11 protein-coding genes and 1 pseudogene are annotated in these 15,737 nt (G+C 69.6%); 10 read left to right on the top strand and 2 right to left on the bottom strand.

What is annotated here, in order from left to right; genetic code table 11:
- The first annotated feature begins 3 nt into the window (after window positions 1–3).
- Window positions 4–1,998, top strand: a complete 1,995-nt coding sequence (locus tag M3330_RS03015; RefSeq protein ID WP_006551176.1) for an alpha/beta fold hydrolase — start codon at window positions 4–6, stop codon at window positions 1,996–1,998.
- 145 nt (window positions 1,999–2,143) lie between these two features.
- Here M3330_RS03015 and M3330_RS03010 read toward each other — a convergent pair.
- Window positions 2,144–2,392 (bottom strand): annotated as a pseudogene (locus M3330_RS03010) (YtxH domain-containing protein); the annotation flags it as partial.
- 182 nt (window positions 2,393–2,574) lie between these two features.
- On the opposite strand from M3330_RS03010, the gene M3330_RS03005 reads away from it, so the two are divergent.
- The 9 genes from M3330_RS03005 to proB all read left to right on the top strand — a co-directional run bounded on the left by M3330_RS03005 (window position 2,575) and on the right by proB (window position 14,881).
- A complete protein-coding gene (locus tag M3330_RS03005; protein ID WP_200359931.1) occupies window positions 2,575–5,235 on the top strand; it encodes a valine--tRNA ligase in 2,661 nt (886 codons plus the stop codon).
- A complete protein-coding gene (locus M3330_RS03000; protein ID WP_006551179.1) occupies window positions 5,232–6,653 on the top strand; it encodes a folylpolyglutamate synthase/dihydrofolate synthase family protein in 1,422 nt (473 codons plus the stop codon). The genes M3330_RS03005 and M3330_RS03000 overlap by 4 nt, the downstream gene beginning before the upstream one ends.
- Complete coding sequence (locus tag M3330_RS02995) at window positions 6,650–7,060, top strand: DUF4233 domain-containing protein (RefSeq protein ID WP_006551180.1); 411 nt, start codon at window positions 6,650–6,652, stop codon at window positions 7,058–7,060. The genes M3330_RS03000 and M3330_RS02995 overlap by 4 nt, the downstream gene beginning before the upstream one ends.
- 9 nt (window positions 7,061–7,069) lie before the next feature.
- The gene (ndk, locus tag M3330_RS02990) at window positions 7,070–7,489 is read left to right on the top strand and encodes a nucleoside-diphosphate kinase (protein ID WP_006551181.1); all 420 of its coding nucleotides are present in this window, start codon (window positions 7,070–7,072) and stop codon (window positions 7,487–7,489) included.
- A 478-nt stretch (window positions 7,490–7,967) separates the two neighbouring features.
- On the top strand, window positions 7,968–11,282 hold the full coding sequence (locus M3330_RS02985) for a translation initiation factor IF-2 N-terminal domain-containing protein (RefSeq protein ID WP_219130456.1): 3,315 nt from the start codon (window positions 7,968–7,970) through the stop codon (window positions 11,280–11,282).
- 234 nt (window positions 11,283–11,516) lie between these two features.
- Window positions 11,517–11,828, top strand: coding sequence for a 50S ribosomal protein L21 (gene rplU, locus M3330_RS02980; RefSeq protein WP_006551183.1), 312 nt, complete (start codon window positions 11,517–11,519; stop codon window positions 11,826–11,828).
- Between the two features lie 36 nt (window positions 11,829–11,864).
- Window positions 11,865–12,128, top strand: coding sequence for a 50S ribosomal protein L27 (gene rpmA, locus M3330_RS02975; RefSeq protein ID WP_006551184.1), 264 nt, complete (start codon window positions 11,865–11,867; stop codon window positions 12,126–12,128).
- 140 nt (window positions 12,129–12,268) lie between these two features.
- Entirely contained in the window at window positions 12,269–13,726 is a 1,458-nt protein-coding gene (obgE, locus tag M3330_RS02970; protein WP_019289071.1) for a GTPase ObgE, read from the top strand.
- Between the two features lie 51 nt (window positions 13,727–13,777).
- Complete coding sequence (proB, locus tag M3330_RS02965; protein WP_006551186.1) at window positions 13,778–14,881, top strand: glutamate 5-kinase; 1,104 nt, start codon at window positions 13,778–13,780, stop codon at window positions 14,879–14,881.
- Between the two features lie 5 nt (window positions 14,882–14,886).
- Here proB and M3330_RS02960 read toward each other — a convergent pair whose 3' ends face one another.
- Entirely contained in the window at window positions 14,887–15,732 is an 846-nt protein-coding gene (locus M3330_RS02960; protein ID WP_006551187.1) for an NAD-dependent protein deacetylase, read from the bottom strand.
- Between the last annotated feature and the right edge of the window lie 5 nt (window positions 15,733–15,737).

Raw genomic sequence — 15,737 nt, 5'->3', positions numbered from 1 at the left:
GGCATGACGGCCTTCCACGAGCTCGACGACTACCTGGCGCTTCCTCGCGTCACCTCCCTCACGATGTCCCCGGACGGGAATCGCCTGGTGATCACGCAGTCGACGCTCGACGACAAGGCCACCTCGTACACCGAGGCTTTGTGGGAGGTGGATCCCGAAGGCAACGCCCCGGCGCGACGCCTCACTCACGGCACCACGGGTGAATCGAACCCGACCTTCACCGCGTCCGGCGACCTGCTGTTCACCGCCGCCCGGGGCAAGGACGATCCGCCGGTGTCGCTGTGGCGACTGCCCGCAGCGGGCGGCGAGGCCGAGCAGGTCGGATCCCGCAAGGGTGGATTCGCATCGGTGCACGCGGCATCCGAGGCCGACCGGATCGTCCTCGTCGCGTCCGTCCTCGGCCACAGCGAGTCCGACGACGAACGGATCCGGGACGCCCGTAAGGACAAGGTCGTCACCGCGGTGCTGCACACGGGCTATCCGGTGCGCTACTGGGACCACGATCTCGGACCCGACCAGCCGCACCTGCTCGTCCCGGACAACTGCGGCCACGGGTTCACCGACCTCACGCCCGGGATCCGAGGGTCGCTGCGTGATGGCTCCGTCGACATCGCTGCCGACGGTTCGTTCGCCGCCGCGACCTGGGTGGTCCCCGGTCCGCTCGCCTCGCGCCGGGTCACGCTCGTGCGGGTCGATCTCGGCACCGGCCTGCGCACCCCGCTCGTCGACGACGAGACCGGCGACGCGACGCACCCGGTGATCTCGCATGACGGGACGAAGCTCGCCTACCTGCACGAATCGATCGGCGACGCGGAGAACCCGCCGCAGATAACTGTCCGCGTCCTCGACATCGCGACCGGAAGCACGACCGTCGAGGCCCCGGAGTGGGACAGGCGTCCCACTTCCGTCACGTGGTTGCCCGACGGTTCGGGTCTCGTGCTCACCGCCGACGATCACGGTCGCGCGCCGGTGTTCGTGCAGAGGCTCGGGTCCGCACAGCCCGACCACCTCACCTCGGACGACGCCGCCTACACGGACGTCCGTATCGCGCCCGACGGCAGCACGGCATACGCGCTGCGGGCCTCCTACGAAGCGCCGCCGCACCCCGTGCGCATCGACCTCACCGGACCGGACGCCGGCACCGTCACGCCGCTACGTGCTCCCGCTGCGCTTCCGGAACTGCCGGGACGTCTCGAGGAACTGACCACCGAGGCCGCCGACGGCACGCCGCTGCGGGCGTGGTTCGCGCTTCCGCACACGGCGTCTGCCGACGACCCCGCGCCGATGCTTCTGTGGGTGCACGGCGGTCCGCTGAGCAGCTGGAACACCTGGTCGTGGCGCTGGAACCCGTGGCTCCTCGTCGCCCGCGGCTATGCGGTGCTGCTGCCCGATCCCGCACTGTCCACCGGCTACGGCGACGACTTCGTGCGGCGTGGCTGGGGTCGGTGGGGGAACGAACCGTACACCGATCTGATGGCCGTCACGGATGCCGCGGTCGCGCGTGAGGATATCGACGAGGAGCGGACCGCGGTGATGGGCGGATCGTTCGGTGGATATCTCGCCAATTGGATCGCCGGGCACACCGACCGGTTCCGCGCGGTCGTCACCCACGCGGGTCTGTGGGCGCTGGACCAGTTCACCCCGACCACCGACGTTGCCTGGTACTGGCAGCGGGAGATGACCCCGGAGATGGCGGTCGAGAACTCACCGCACCTGTTCGTCGCCGACATCGTCACGCCCATGCTCGTGATCCACGGCGACAAGGACTATCGCGTCCCGATCGGCGAAGCCCTGCGCCTGTGGTACGAGCTGCTCAACGAATCGGGTCGACCCGCCGAGGACGACGGCACCACCGTCCACCGCTTCCTGTACTTCCCGTCCGAGAACCACTGGGTGCTGAAGCCTCAGCACTCGAAGATCTGGTACCGGGCCGTCGAGGCGTTCCTGTCCGAGCACGTGCTCGGTCGCCCGCTCGACCTGCCGGACGAGCTGGGCTGACCGAGGACGTCCGCTCGGGGTCTACTGCCTCGCTATTCGGGCGCGGCTGGTCGCCCGGCGAGACCGGCGGACGCGTGGGCTCGTCGGTGGCCGGTGTCGACTCGCTCGTCGCGGAACCGGAACCGGCCGAGTGCTGACCCGATCCGCCGCGATGGGTGACCTTCTCGGCGAGACCACCGACCGTCTCCTGGAGGTGCGGTGCCTTCTCCTTCACGACGCCGGCCGCTTCCGTCACCTTGTCCTGTACCGCAGGAATGACCTTTTCCTGCACTGCCGGGTTGTGCCACAGCTCGTTCGAACGCCCCCGCATCTTGTCGTAGGTCTCGCGCCCCGCCCGGATCCCCGCGACGAATCCCGCGGCCGCACCTGCAGCGAAGATCAATGCCCGCATCATGACGGTGTCCTCCGTCCTGTCCGTTCGGCGTCCGCGCATTCGGCCGCCCGGCACTGCGATACCCGGTCGGGGAGCGGGCCACACTCTTCTGTCGCGACCCCTGTCCGGCTCTGTCGCGACCCTTGTCCATCTCTGTCGTGGCCCGTGTCCAGGAGGTTCGCCGCGACGCTTACGATTGACGGGTGACCAGTGCGCCAGAGAACTCGCAGAACCCCGCCGACGCCCTTCCCAAGAGCTGGGACCCCAGCGCCGTCGAAGCGGAGCTCTACCAGCAGTGGGTCGACGCCGGCTACTTCGAGGCCGACCCCACGAGCGACAAGCCCGGGTACTCGATCGTCCTGCCGCCGCCGAACGTCACCGGCAGCCTGCACATGGGTCACGCCCTCGACCACACCCTCATGGACGTGCTCTCCCGCCGTAAGCGCATGCAGGGCTACGAGGTGCTGTGGCTGCCCGGCATGGACCACGCCGGCATCGCCACCCAGACCGTCGTCGAGAAGCAGCTCGCCGCCGACGGCAAGAAGAAGGAGGACCTCGGTCGCGAGGCCTTCATCGAGAAGGTCTGGCAGTGGAAAGCCGAGTCCGGCGGCATGATCCAGGGCCAGATGCGTCGCATCGGCGACGGTGTGGACTGGTCGCGCGATCGCTTCACCATGGACGAGGGGCTGTCCCGCGCGGTACAGACGATGTTCAAGCGCCTCTACGACGAGGGGCTGATCTACCGGGCCGAGCGCCTGGTCAACTGGTCGCCCGTGCTGCAGACCGCGATCTCCGACATCGAGGTGAAGTTCGAGGAGGTCGAGGGCGAACTCGTCTCCCTGCGCTACGGCTCCCTGAACGACGACGAGCCGCACGTCGTCGTCGCTACCACTCGTGTGGAGACGATGCTCGGCGACACCGCCGTCGCGGTGCACCCCGAAGACGAGCGCTACAAGGACATCATCGGCACGACGCTCGAGCACCCGATCACCGGCCGGCAGATCCCGATCATCGCCGACGAATACGTCGACCCCGAATTCGGTACGGGCGCAGTGAAGATCACGCCTGCGCACGACCCCAACGACTTCGAGATGGGCCTGCGGCACGACCTGCCGATGCCCACGATCATGGACAAGGCCGGTCGTATCGCCGACTCCGGCACCCGCTTCGACGGCATGGACCGTTTCGAGGCGCGCATCGCGATCCGCGAGGAACTCGCCGCGCAGGGCCGCGTCGTCGCCGAGAAGCGCCCCTACCTGCACAGCGTCGGCCACTCCGAGCGGTCCGGCGAGACCATCGAGCCGCGGCTGTCGATGCAGTGGTGGGTCAAGGTAGACAAGCTCGCCAAGGCTGCCGGCGACGCGGTGCGCAACGGTCACACCGTCATCCACCCGGCGAGCCAGGAACCGCGCTGGTTCGACTGGGTCGACAACATGCACGACTGGTGCATCTCGCGTCAGCTGTGGTGGGGTCACCGCATCCCGATCTGGTACGGCCCGAACGGCGAGGTCGAGTGCTTCGGCCCCGACGAGAGCGCGCCCGAGGGCTGGGAGCAGGACCCGGACGTGCTCGACACGTGGTTCTCGTCCGGCCTGTGGCCGTTCTCCACGATGGGCTGGCCGGAGAAGACCCCCGAGCTCGACAAGTTCTATCCCACCAGCGTTCTCGTCACCGGTTACGACATCCTGTTCTTCTGGGTCGCCCGCATGATGATGTTCGGCACCTACGTGTCGGGTGACGACGCGGTGCACCAGGCGCAGGTGCCCTTCCGGGATCTGTTCCTGCACGGCCTCGTCCGCGACCAGTTCGGCAAGAAGATGTCGAAGTCGCGCGGCAACGGCATCGACCCGCTCGACTGGGTCGAGCGTTTCGGCGCCGACGCCCTGCGCTTCACGCTGGCGCGCGGCGCGAACCCGGGTGGCGATCTCGCCGTCGGTGAGGACCACGCCCAGTCGTCGCGCAACTTCGCGAACAAGCTGTTCAACGCGACCAAGTTCGCATTGATGAACGGCGCGGTGATCGGCGAGCTCCCGGCCCGCCAGCAGCTCACCGACGCCGACCGGTGGATCCTCGACCGCCTCGAGCAGGTGCGGACCGAGGTCGACGCGGCCTTCGATCATTACGAGTTCTCGAAGGCGTGCGAGGCGCTCTACCACTTCGCGTGGGACGAGGTCTGCGACTGGTATCTCGAGCTCGCCAAGGTCCAGCTCGCCGAGGGCAGCGCCCACGCCGACGGCACCAAGGTTGTGCTCGGCACCGTCCTCGACCAGCTGCTGCGCCTGCTGCACCCGGTCATCCCGTTCGTCACCGAGACCCTGTGGAAGGTGCTCACCGGCGGCGAGTCCGTCGTCATCGCGTCCTGGCCCGAGACGTCCGGCATCGCCACCGACGAGACCGCGGCGCAGCGGGTCGCCGACCTGCAGAGGCTCGTCACCGAGATCCGCCGGTTTCGCAGCGACCAGGGTCTCAAGCCGTCGCAGAAGGTCGCGGCCCGGCTCGTCGGTGTCGAGGACGCCGATCTCGTCGCGCAGGTGCCGGCCGTGCAGTCGCTCGCGCGCCTGACCGCGCCGGAGGACTCGTTCTCGGCCACCGCGTCGATCGAGGTCCGGCTGAGCCGCGCGACGGTCACCGTCGAGCTCGACACCTCCGGCAGCATCGACGTCGGCGCCGAGATCGCGCGCCTGCGCAAGGATCTCGCCGCCGCGGAGAAGGAACTGACGGGCACCTCCGCGAAGCTGTCGAACGAGGCCTTCCTCGCGAAGGCACCCGATCAGGTGGTCGAGAAGATCCGCGGTCGCAAGCAGATCGCGGAAGAGGAGATCGCACGGATCACCGCACGACTGAAGGAGCTGGGCGCGGCGTGAGCACCGACACCCCGGGGGCGCCGTCCCCGGTGGACCTGGCCGAACTGACGCTCGTCGAAGCCGAGCTCGACAAGCGCTGGCCGGAAACGAAGATCGAGCCGTCCCTGGCGCGGATCGCCGCGCTCATGGACATCCTCGGCTCGCCGCAGAACAGCTACCCGTCGATCCACGTGGCCGGCACGAACGGCAAGACGTCGACAACCCGGATGATCGACGCGCTGCTCACCCGCATGCACCACCGGGTCGGCCGGACGACGAGCCCGCACCTGCAGCTCGCCACCGAGCGGATCAGCATCGACGGCGCGCCGGTCTCGCCGCGGACCTACGTCGACACCTACCGCGACATCGAACCGTACGTCCGGATGATCGACGAGCAGTCCGAGGCGGCCGGTGGCCCGAAGATGAGCAAATTCGAGGTCACCACGGCCATGGCGTTCGCGGCGTTCGCCGATGCACCCGTCGACGTGGCGGTCGTCGAGGTCGGTCTCGGCGGACGGTGGGACGCCACGAACGTCGTCACCGGGCAGGTCGCGGTGATCACGCCCGTCGGCATCGACCACACCGGCTATCTCGGCGACACCCTCACGGAGATCGCGGGGGAGAAGGCCGGGATCATCAAGAAGGCACCCGACGACGGTCTCGTGCCCCGCGACACCGTGGCGATCATCGCGCAGCAGGAACCGGAGGCGATGGACGTGCTGCTGCGGCAGGCCGTCGAGGCCGACGCGGCCGTGGCCCGTCAGGGATCGGAGTTCGCGGTGGTGCGGCGTGCGGTCGCCGTCGGCGGACAGCAGATCGACCTGCAGGGCCTCGGGGGTCTCTACACCGACATCTTCCTGCCGCTCCACGGCGAGCACCAGGCGCACAACGCGTCGGTCGCGCTGGCCGCGGTCGAGGCGTTCTTCGGGGCGGGCCCCGGCAAGCAGCTCGATGTCGAGGCGGTGCGCGACGCGTTCGCGTCGGTGACCACGCCGGGCCGGCTCGAGCGGGTGCGCAATGCGCCCACCGTCTTCCTCGACGCCGCGCACAATCCGCACGGCGCGAAGGCCCTCGCGGCCGCGCTCGCCCAGGAATTCGACTTCCGCAAGCTCGTGGGCGTCGTGAGCGTGATGGCCGACAAGGACGTCGCAGGTCTGATCGAGGCGCTCGAACCGGTCTTCGACGAGATCGTCGTCACCCACAACGGGTCGCCGCGAGCGATGGACGTCGACGATCTCGCGAACATCGCCGTCGCCCGATTCGGCGACGAACGGGTCGTCACCGCGGCGACGCTCCCGGATGCGATCGAAACCGCGATCGCGATCGCGGAGGAGGTCGGCGAGCCCGGTGAAGCGGTGTCGGGCGCCGGGGTCGTGGTCACCGGTTCGGTGGTGACCGCAGGTGCGGCCCGCAGTCTGTTCGGAAAGGATCCCGCGTGAGCAACGACAAGCCGGAGGAACAGAAGTTCCGGCCGCCGACGACGGACCCCTGGAAGGGCTTCCGCGGCGTGATGGCGGGAACCCTCGTGCTCGAGGCGATCGTGGTGCTGCTGGTGCTGCCGGTGATCGCGACCGTCGGCGGGGGACTGAGCGCGTGGTCGACGACCTACGTCGTGGGCCTCGCCGTTCTCATGTTCCTCGGAGCCGGGGTGCAGAAGAAGTCGTGGGCGATCCCGTTCAACATCACGCTGCAGGTGCTCGCCGTGCTCGGCTTCTTCGTCGACCTCGCGTTCGGTGCGGTGGGTGTGCTCTTCGCCGCGGTGTGGGCGTACATCTTCTACCTGCGCAAGGACATCAGGGATCGCGAATCCAGGGGTCTGCTGCCGGGCCAGCGGGACGACCTCTAGGCTTGTCGCGTGACTGAGCGGACCCTGGTACTGATCAAGCCCGACGGCGTCGCACGCCGTCACGTCGGAGAGATCCTCTCGCGCATCGAGCGCAAGGGGCTGGACATCGTGGCTCTCGAGCTGCGCACTGCGACGGAGGAGGTCGCCGGAGCGCACTACGCCGAGCACGAGGGCAAACCCTTCTATCCCTCGCTGATCGAGTTCATTACCGGCGGCCCCCTCGTGGCCGCGGTCCTCGAAGGCCCGCGCGCGATCGCGGCGTTCCGTCAACTCGCCGGTGGCACCGATCCGGTCGAGAAGGCCGTGCCCGGCTCGATCCGCGGCGACCTCGGCCTGGACCCGGGCGAGAACCTGGTCCACGGCTCCGACTCGGTGGAGTCCGCCGAGCGCGAGATCGCTCTCTGGTTCCCCGCCCTGGCTGCGAAGTAACAGCCCCGCACGAGCGGCGCCTGGCGTGTCGCTCACGAAACCTCTCGGGGCGTCGCGCTTCGCGCCTCCCGACACCGCCGACGGCGCCCTCCGGGGCGCCGTTGGCGTATCCGTGCATCTCCGTGTGGGATACTGGCAGAGGTTGCTCCGCACACACCGCGTGCGGAGCGGCCGAACGACATCACGGATCGATGCCCGACATCGCTGTGGCCGAGGACGAAGGAGACACCTCGCTCGGCGGCACGCTGGATGTTCCGGCGCTCGACCCGCGATCAAGCCAGGCATTGCTCGGCCGTGCAGTGAAAACGGGCACCGGACGACCGCGCGATGCGAGACCGGAAGGACTCGCGCCCACCCGGCGCGAGTACACAAGCTGCGCCCCCGCGTGGCCGCTCACATCGCTGTTGTCGGTGGTGGACGCGCCCGGGGGCCTTAGGAGACCTACGTGGCCGATCAAGAGCCGCCGGAGAACAACTCGATCGAAGCGTCGGACGCAGGGGGACGGAACCTCCTCGGTCTGCCTGCCAAGATCCGCGTCCATGCCCTCGCCAAGCTGCTGGGGCTGACCAGTAAGCAGGTGATTGCGAAAGCCGCCGAGCGCGGCACCGAGCTGCGCAGTGCGCACTCGACCCTCCCACGCGACGTCGCGGAGGACCTGCACGCTGCGTTGAGCGACGACACGGGCACGGCCGAGCCCGCCGTGCAGGAAGCCGAGACGGCTCCCGAAGCTGCAGCCGAGACAGCTCCCGAAGCTGTGGCGGAGACGGCTCCCGAGGCCGAGACCGCCGCCCCCGAGCCTGCCGCGGAGACGACTCCCGAGCCTGCGGCCGAGGCTGCGGAGACCGCCGAGGCCGAGCCGGTCGAGAGCGACGAGCTGCGACCCGCCGAGAAGACCGCGGACGAGACCGCACCGCAGGCCGTCGAGATCCCCTCCGTCGGAGGACCCACCGGGTTGTTCACGTCGGTGGAGCAGAGCACGCCGCTGTTCGAGATGCCCGAGCCGTCCACCACGGCCGAGCCGATCGTCGCTGCACCGCTGTTCCTCCAGCCCGAGGTACCCTCGCCTGCCGAGGGAGAGGAGGAGACCCGCCCGCGTCGCCGGCGCGCACGCCGCGGAAAGGACACCGAGCAGGCACCGGCCGAGGACGAGCAGCAGACCGCCGAGCCGGCCGCCGAGTCCACCGAGGAAGCGCCGTCGCACCAGGCGGACGAAGACCAGGACGACCAGCCGCGTCGCCGCCGACGCGGACGTCGCGGTCGTGGACGTGGACGCGGGGACGGCACCGACACCGACCAGCAGGACGAGACGACCGCGACCGGCGAGGACTCCGAGTCCGCCGCCGCGGAGACGGAGAAGTCCGCCGAAGCGGAGTCCACCGCAGCGGAGACTCCCGCCGAGGAGACCGCCGGCACCGAGGAAGGCACCTCCGACGAGGCCGCCTCGGGTGACGAACAGAGCAGCGACGAGCACGACACCGACGACGAGCAGGGCGGGGGGACGTCCCGTCGCCGCCGCCGTCGCCGTCGTCGTCGCGGTTCCGACACCGACACCGCGAGCACCGACGACGACTCGGTTCCCACGGTCGTCCACGAGCGGGAGCCGCGTCCGAAGAGCCGCGCCAAGGACGAGGTCCAGGGCATCAGCGGTTCGACGCGTCTCGAGGCGAAGCGTCAGCGTCGTCGCGACGGTCGCGAGGCCGGTCGCCGCCGGCCCCCGATCCTCACCGAATCCGAGTTCCTCGCCCGCCGCGAGGCCGTCGACCGGGTCATGGTCGTCCGCGAACGCACGGGCGGTTCCCACGCGGGCATGACGCAGGTCGCGGTGCTCGAGGACGGCATCCTCGTCGAGCACTTCGTCACGACCTCCGGTTCGGCGTCGATGGTCGGCAACATCTACCTCGGTCGCGTGCAGAACGTCCTCCCGTCCATGGAGGCGGCGTTCATCGACATCGGCCGTGGCCGCAACGGCGTGCTCTACGCGGGTGAGGTGAACTGGGAGGCCGCCGGCCTCGGAGGCAACTCCCGCAAGATCGAGCAGGCCCTCAAGCCCGGCGACCAGGTGGTCGTGCAGGTCAGCAAGGACCCGGTCGGTCACAAGGGCGCGCGTCTGACCACCCAGATCAGCCTCGCCGGACGCTTCCTGGTCTACGTGCCGGGAGGTTCGTCCACGGGCATCAGCCGCAAGCTCCCCGACACCGAGCGCAAGCGTCTGAAGGACATCCTCCGCGAGATCGTCCCCTCAGAGGCGGGCGTGATCATCCGTACCGCCGCCGAGGGCGTGAGCGAGGAGGAACTCTCGCGCGACGTCACCCGCCTGCAGACGCAGTGGGAGTCGATCCGCGAGCAGTCCGAGAAGCTGCAGGCCGACGCCTCGGGCCAGCCGAAGACGCTCTACGAGGAGCCGGATCTGCTCGTGAAGGTCGTGCGAGACCTGTTCAACGAGGACTTCTCCAAGCTCGTCATCGAGGGCGACTCGGCGTGGAACACCGTCGAGAGCTACATCCGGACGGTCGCACCCGACCTGCTGCCGCGCGTCGAGCGCTACCGTTCGGAGAACTCGGTGGACGTCTTCGGTGCGCACCGCATCGACGAGCAGCTCGCGAAGGCTCTCGACCGCAAGGTGTGGCTGCCGTCCGGCGGCACGCTCGTCATCGACCGCACCGAGGCGATGACCGTCATCGATGTCAACACCGGCAAGTTCACCGGTTCCGGCGGCAACCTCGAGGAGACGGTCACCCGCAACAACCTCGAGGCGGCCGAGGAGATCGTCCGCCAGATGCGCCTGCGCGACATCGGCGGCATGATCGTCGTCGACTTCATCGACATGGTCCTCGAGTCGAACCGCGACCTCGTACTGCGTCGCCTGACCGAGGCCCTCGGCCGGGACCGCACCCGCCACCAGGTCTCGGAGGTCACCTCGCTCGGCCTGGTCCAGATGACGCGCAAGCGGCTCGGGACCGGTCTCGTCGAGGCGTTCTCCACCACCTGTGAGCACTGCAGCGGCCGCGGCCTCATCGTGCACTCGGAGCCGATCGAGTCGAAGTCCTCGGACGACTCCGGTCGTTCGTCCGGCGGTGGTTCGCGGCGTAAGCGTGGACGCGACAAGAGTTCGCAGGAGCCCGCCGCCGAGACGCACACGACGTCGTCGCCCGAAGAGGTCGTCAAGCGTGCCGCGCACCCCGTCGCGCTCGCGATGGCCGCGCACAACTCGACACCGGCCGCGGACGCTCCGGCCGCAGAGCCGGCAGCGACCGAGACCGCATCCGAGGCGGCGTCCGCACCTGCGGGCGACGTCGACCCGGTCAAGGTCACCGAGCCGCTGCGGGCCGTCGAGCCCGAGAAGGGCGCCGCACCGACGAAGGAGCCCGTCGCAGGGGAGGACGCCACCACGGTGACGACCGCCTCCGACGAGCCCGCCGAGATCGAGGCAGAGGTCGCAGCAGCCGAAGCCGCGGTCGCGGAGACCGCTGTTCCCGAGGCTGCCGTGTCCGAGACGGCCGTCTCCGGCGCAGGGGAGAGCACCGACGGAGCGGCTTCCGTCGAGGCCGCAGGACCGGCTCCGCGTCGCCGTCGGGCACGCAGGGTCGCCCGGGCGGCCGCAGCGCCCGCCGGGGACGGTGGGCCTACAGCCAAGGTGTTCGTCGTCCCCGCGACGACCGGGTCGTCCACGGGGGCCGAGTCGGACTCCCGGCCGAGCACACCGGTCGAGACGCCGGTGGAGATCGTGCGGCGACCGCGTTCGCGGCGTGCCGCAGGGCGCCCCGCCGGACCTCCGGTGGACGCCGAAGCGTGACCCTCCGCTTCCGGGCCGGTCACGACCGGCCCGGAAGCGGGCACTACCGTGCCACCCGGTTTGACCCTGGGAGTCACCTTCCCGTAATCTTGTTCAGTCGCTACTCGGCGATAGTGCCCAGCCGCGTCCGGATTCAGGATGCCGGCGGGACCCGAGTCAGCAACCACACCAGACCAGTCGCGTCCGCAGCACTGTGGCGCGAGCACGTTCGAAGAAGCAAGGGGTAGCCGTCCGATGGCAACGTACGCGATCGTCAAGACCGGCGGTAAGCAGTACAAGGTCGCTGAAGGCGACCTCGTCAAGGTCGAGAAGATCGAGGGTGAGCCCGGCGCTGCTGTCTCGCTTGCCCCGGTCCTCGTCGTCGACGGATCCGAACTGACCACCGACGCCGACAAGCTGGCCAAGGTCTCGGTCACCGGCGAGATCGTCGAGCACACCAAGGGCCCGAAGATCCGCATCCACAAGTTCAAGAACAAGACCGGGTACCACAAGCGCCAGGGCCACCGTCAGAAGCTGACGGTCGTCAAGGTCACCGGCATCAAGTAAACCGAGCTTCGAGCTTCAACCCCAGGAGGGTTCGTCATGGCACACAAGAAGGGCGCATCCAGCTCCCGTAACGGTCGCGATTCGAACGCACAGCGACTCGGCGTCAAGCGCTTCGGTGGCCAGGCCGTCAACGCCGGCGAGATCATCGTGCGCCAGCGCGGCACCCACTTCCACCCCGGCGTGAACGTGGGACGCGGCGGCGACGACACGCTGTTCGCCCTCGCGGCCGGTGCCGTCGAGTTCGGTACCAAGCGCGGTCGCAAGACCGTCAACATCGTTCCGGCTGCGGCAGACGCCTGATCTGCCGTCCGGTAACGGACACCGCGGGACCAGCTCCCGCGACATACTCCCAATAGGGGCGGGCCAGGGTCGCACACCCTGACCCGCCCTTGTTGCGTTGATCACCAGGTTTGTTTTTTAGGACGAGAGAAGGTCCACCCATGTCCCGCTTCATCGACCGGGTGGTGCTGCACGTCAGCGCCGGCAAGGGCGGCAACGGCTGCGCCTCCGTCCACCGCGAGAAGTTCAAGCCGCTCGGCGGCCCCGACGGCGGTAACGGAGGAAACGGCGGCGATGTCGTCCTCGAAGTCGACCGGAACGTCCACACCCTGCTCGACTTCCACTTCCACCAGCACGCCAAGGCGACCAACGGTGCCCAGGGCGCCGGCGGCCACCGCAACGGTGCCAACGGCGGCGACCTCGTCCTGAAGGTTCCCGACGGCACCGTCGTACTCGACCGCGACGGCCGCATCCTCGCCGACCTCGTGGGCACCGGCACGCGTTTCGTCGCCGCGCACGGCGGTCGCGGTGGTCTCGGCAATGCCGCACTCGCGTCGAAGGCACGCAAGGCCCCCGGCTTCGCGCTCCTCGGTGAGGAAGGCGAGGAACTCGACCTCGTCCTCGAACTGAAGTCCGTCGCCGACGTCGGCCTCGTGGGCTTCCCCTCGGCCGGCAAGTCGTCGCTCGTGTCGGTGCTGTCGGCCGCCAAGCCGAAGATCGCCGACTACCCGTTCACCACCCTCGTGCCGAATCTCGGTGTGGTGCAGTCGGGCGACACGACCTTCACCGTCGCCGACGTGCCCGGCCTGATCCCCGGCGCCAGTGAGGGTCGCGGCCTCGGCCTCGACTTCCTCCGTCATCTCGAGCGCTGCGCCGTGCTCGCGCACGTTGTCGACTGCGCGACCCTCGAACCCGGCCGCGACCCGATCTCCGACATCGACGCGCTCGAGGCCGAACTCGCCGCCTACCAGCCTGCGCTGTCGGGCGACAGCGGACTCGGCGACCTCGCCGAGCGCCCCCGCATCGTCATCCTCAACAAGGCCGACGTGCCCGACGCGAAAGAACTCGCCGAGTTCGTCACCCCCGAACTCGAGGCCCGTGGCTGGCCGGTCTTCACGATCTCGGCCGTGAGCCGCGACGGCCTGCGTCCGCTGACGTTCGCCCTCGCGAGGATGGTCGACGAGTACCGGGCGGCGCATCCGCCGGCCGCGCCCACCCGCCCGGTGATCCGTCCCGTCGCCCGCGACGAGGAGGCCTTCACCGTGGTCCGCGATCCCGAGGTGCCCGGCGGATTCATCGTGCGGGGCACCCGTCCCGAGCGGTGGGTGCGCCAGACGGCCTTCGACAACGACGAGGCCGTGGGTTACCTCGCCGACCGACTCGCCCGTCTCGGCGTCGAGGACAAGCTCGTCAAGCTCGGCGCGGAACCCGGATGCTGGGTCACCATCGGCGAGGTCGGCTTCGAGTGGGAACCGCAGACGCAGGCCGGCGTGGACGTCGTGCCCACCGGTCGCGGCACCGATGCCCGTCTCGACCAGGTCGACCGCGTCGGCGCTGCCGAGCGTCGCCACGCGAAGAAGGTGCGCCGCGGCCTGGCCACCGACGACGAGTTCGAGTAACCGTCCGCGCGCCCCCACCGTTCAGGAAACCCGAAGCGTACCGAGGAGAACATGAGCGACACCCGGGAGGTCGTCTCCCACGCCCGCAGCGTAGTGGTCAAGATCGGCTCGTCGGCGATCACGAGCCTGGTGGGTGGACTCGACCGTGGCCGGCTCGATCGTCTCGTCGATGCCATCGAGGCCCGCATCCGCACGGGTTCGAGTGTCATCGTGGTCTCCTCGGGTGCGGTCGGTGCCGGGCTCGCACCGCTCGGTCTCACGAGTCGGCCGCGTGATCTCGCGACGAAGCAGGCCGCGGCCAGCGTCGGGCAGCTCACCCTCGCCCACGCCTGGGGCACCTCCTTCGCCCGCTACGACCGCACGGTGGGCCAGGTGCTCCTCACCGCCGACGACATCGGCCGGCGCACTCAGCACCGCAACGCGCAACGCACCCTCGACCGGCTGCGTTCGCTCGGGGCGGTGCCGGTGGTCAACGAGAACGACACCGTCGCGACCGTCGAACTGCGCTTCGGCGACAACGACCGGCTCGCTGCACTCGTCGCGCATCTCATCGGCGCCGACGCGCTGATCCTGCTGTCCGACGTCGACGGCTTGTACGACGGGGATCCCCGCAAGGGCTCCGCGAACCTCATCCCCGAGGTCCGCACCCCCGAGGATCTCGACGGTGTGGTCGCCGGGTCGGGCGGCGCGCTGGGCACCGGTGGCATGGCGTCGAAACTGTCCGCGGCCCGTCTCGCGGCAGACTCCGGCGTGCCGGTGCTGCTCGCCGCGGCCTCCCAGGCCGATCGTGCGCTGGGCGCCGCCGACGTCGGCACGGCCTTCGCGGCCCGCCCACAGCGTCTGTCGGCGCGACGTTTCTGGGTGCGGCACGCCGCCGACGTCCACGGTTCGCTGTATCTCGACGAGGGTGCCGTGCGGGCCGTGATGGAGCGGCGACGCTCGTTGCTCGCCGCCGGAATCACCGGCACCAGTGGCGGTTTCCACGCCGGCGACGTCGTCGGCATCGTCGCGCCCGACGGCCGCACGGTCGCGCGCGGGGTGGTGGCCTACGACGCGTCCGAACTCGATTTCATGATCGGCTTCTCGACCGGTCAGCTGCCGCCGGATCTCCAGCGACCCGTCGTGCACGCCGACGACCTCGTCCGGGTGGTCTGAGAACCTCACGAAGTCGGTGCGGTCACCGCGTCGGCCAGGAAGGCGAGGGTCTCCGAGGTACCCGCCTCGAGCTTGAGGGTCGCCAGCGCATCCCCGCGGGTGGGGCCACGATTGATCACCACCACCGGGATGTTCCGCTGCACGGCGCGACGTACGAACCGCAACCCCGACTGCACCGTCAGTGAACTCCCGGCGACCAGCAGGGCGTCGGCACCGTCCACCACCGAGAAGGCGAGATCGACGCGCGGGCGCGGCACCGTCTCCCCGAAGTACACGATGTCGGGTTTGAGCATCCCGTCGCAGCGCTCGCAGTCGACGACGACGAAGTCCTCGGTGTCGGTGACCACCGCGTCCGCATCGGGGGCGACCTCGAGACCGGTCGTCGCGCGCATCCGATCGTCGAATCCCGGATTGGCCGCGCACAGCCGTTCGTGCAGCGTGAACCGCGAGATGCGGTGTTCGCACGACAGGCATCGGACCTGCGCGTAGGTGCCGTGCAGGTCGATGACCTGCCGGCTGCCGGCCTTCGTGTGCAGCAGGTCGACGTTCTGGGTGATCACGCCGACGACGGAACCGGCGCGTTCGAGGGCCGCGAGCGCCCGGTGCCCGGGATTCGGGCGGGCGGCGTCCATGTGCTTCCAGCCGACGTGGTTGCGGGCCCAGTAGCGTTGCCGGAACTCCGCGTCGCCGACGAACTGCTGGTAGGTCATCGGGTTGCGGGGCGGCGAGTCCGGTCCGCGATAGTCGGGGATACCGGAGTCCGTCGACAGCCCGGCGCCGGTGAGAACAGCGATCCGACGGCCGTGCAGGAGAGTGGGCAGGTCGTCGGAACGGAGTGGAACGTCGATCACTCCTT

The sequence above is a fragment of the Rhodococcus sp. GA1 genome (assembly GCF_024321955.1).
Classification (GTDB): Bacteria; Actinomycetota; Actinomycetes; order Mycobacteriales; family Mycobacteriaceae; genus Rhodococcus; species Rhodococcus pyridinivorans.
This window is presented reverse-complemented; position numbering and strand designations above follow the sequence as displayed.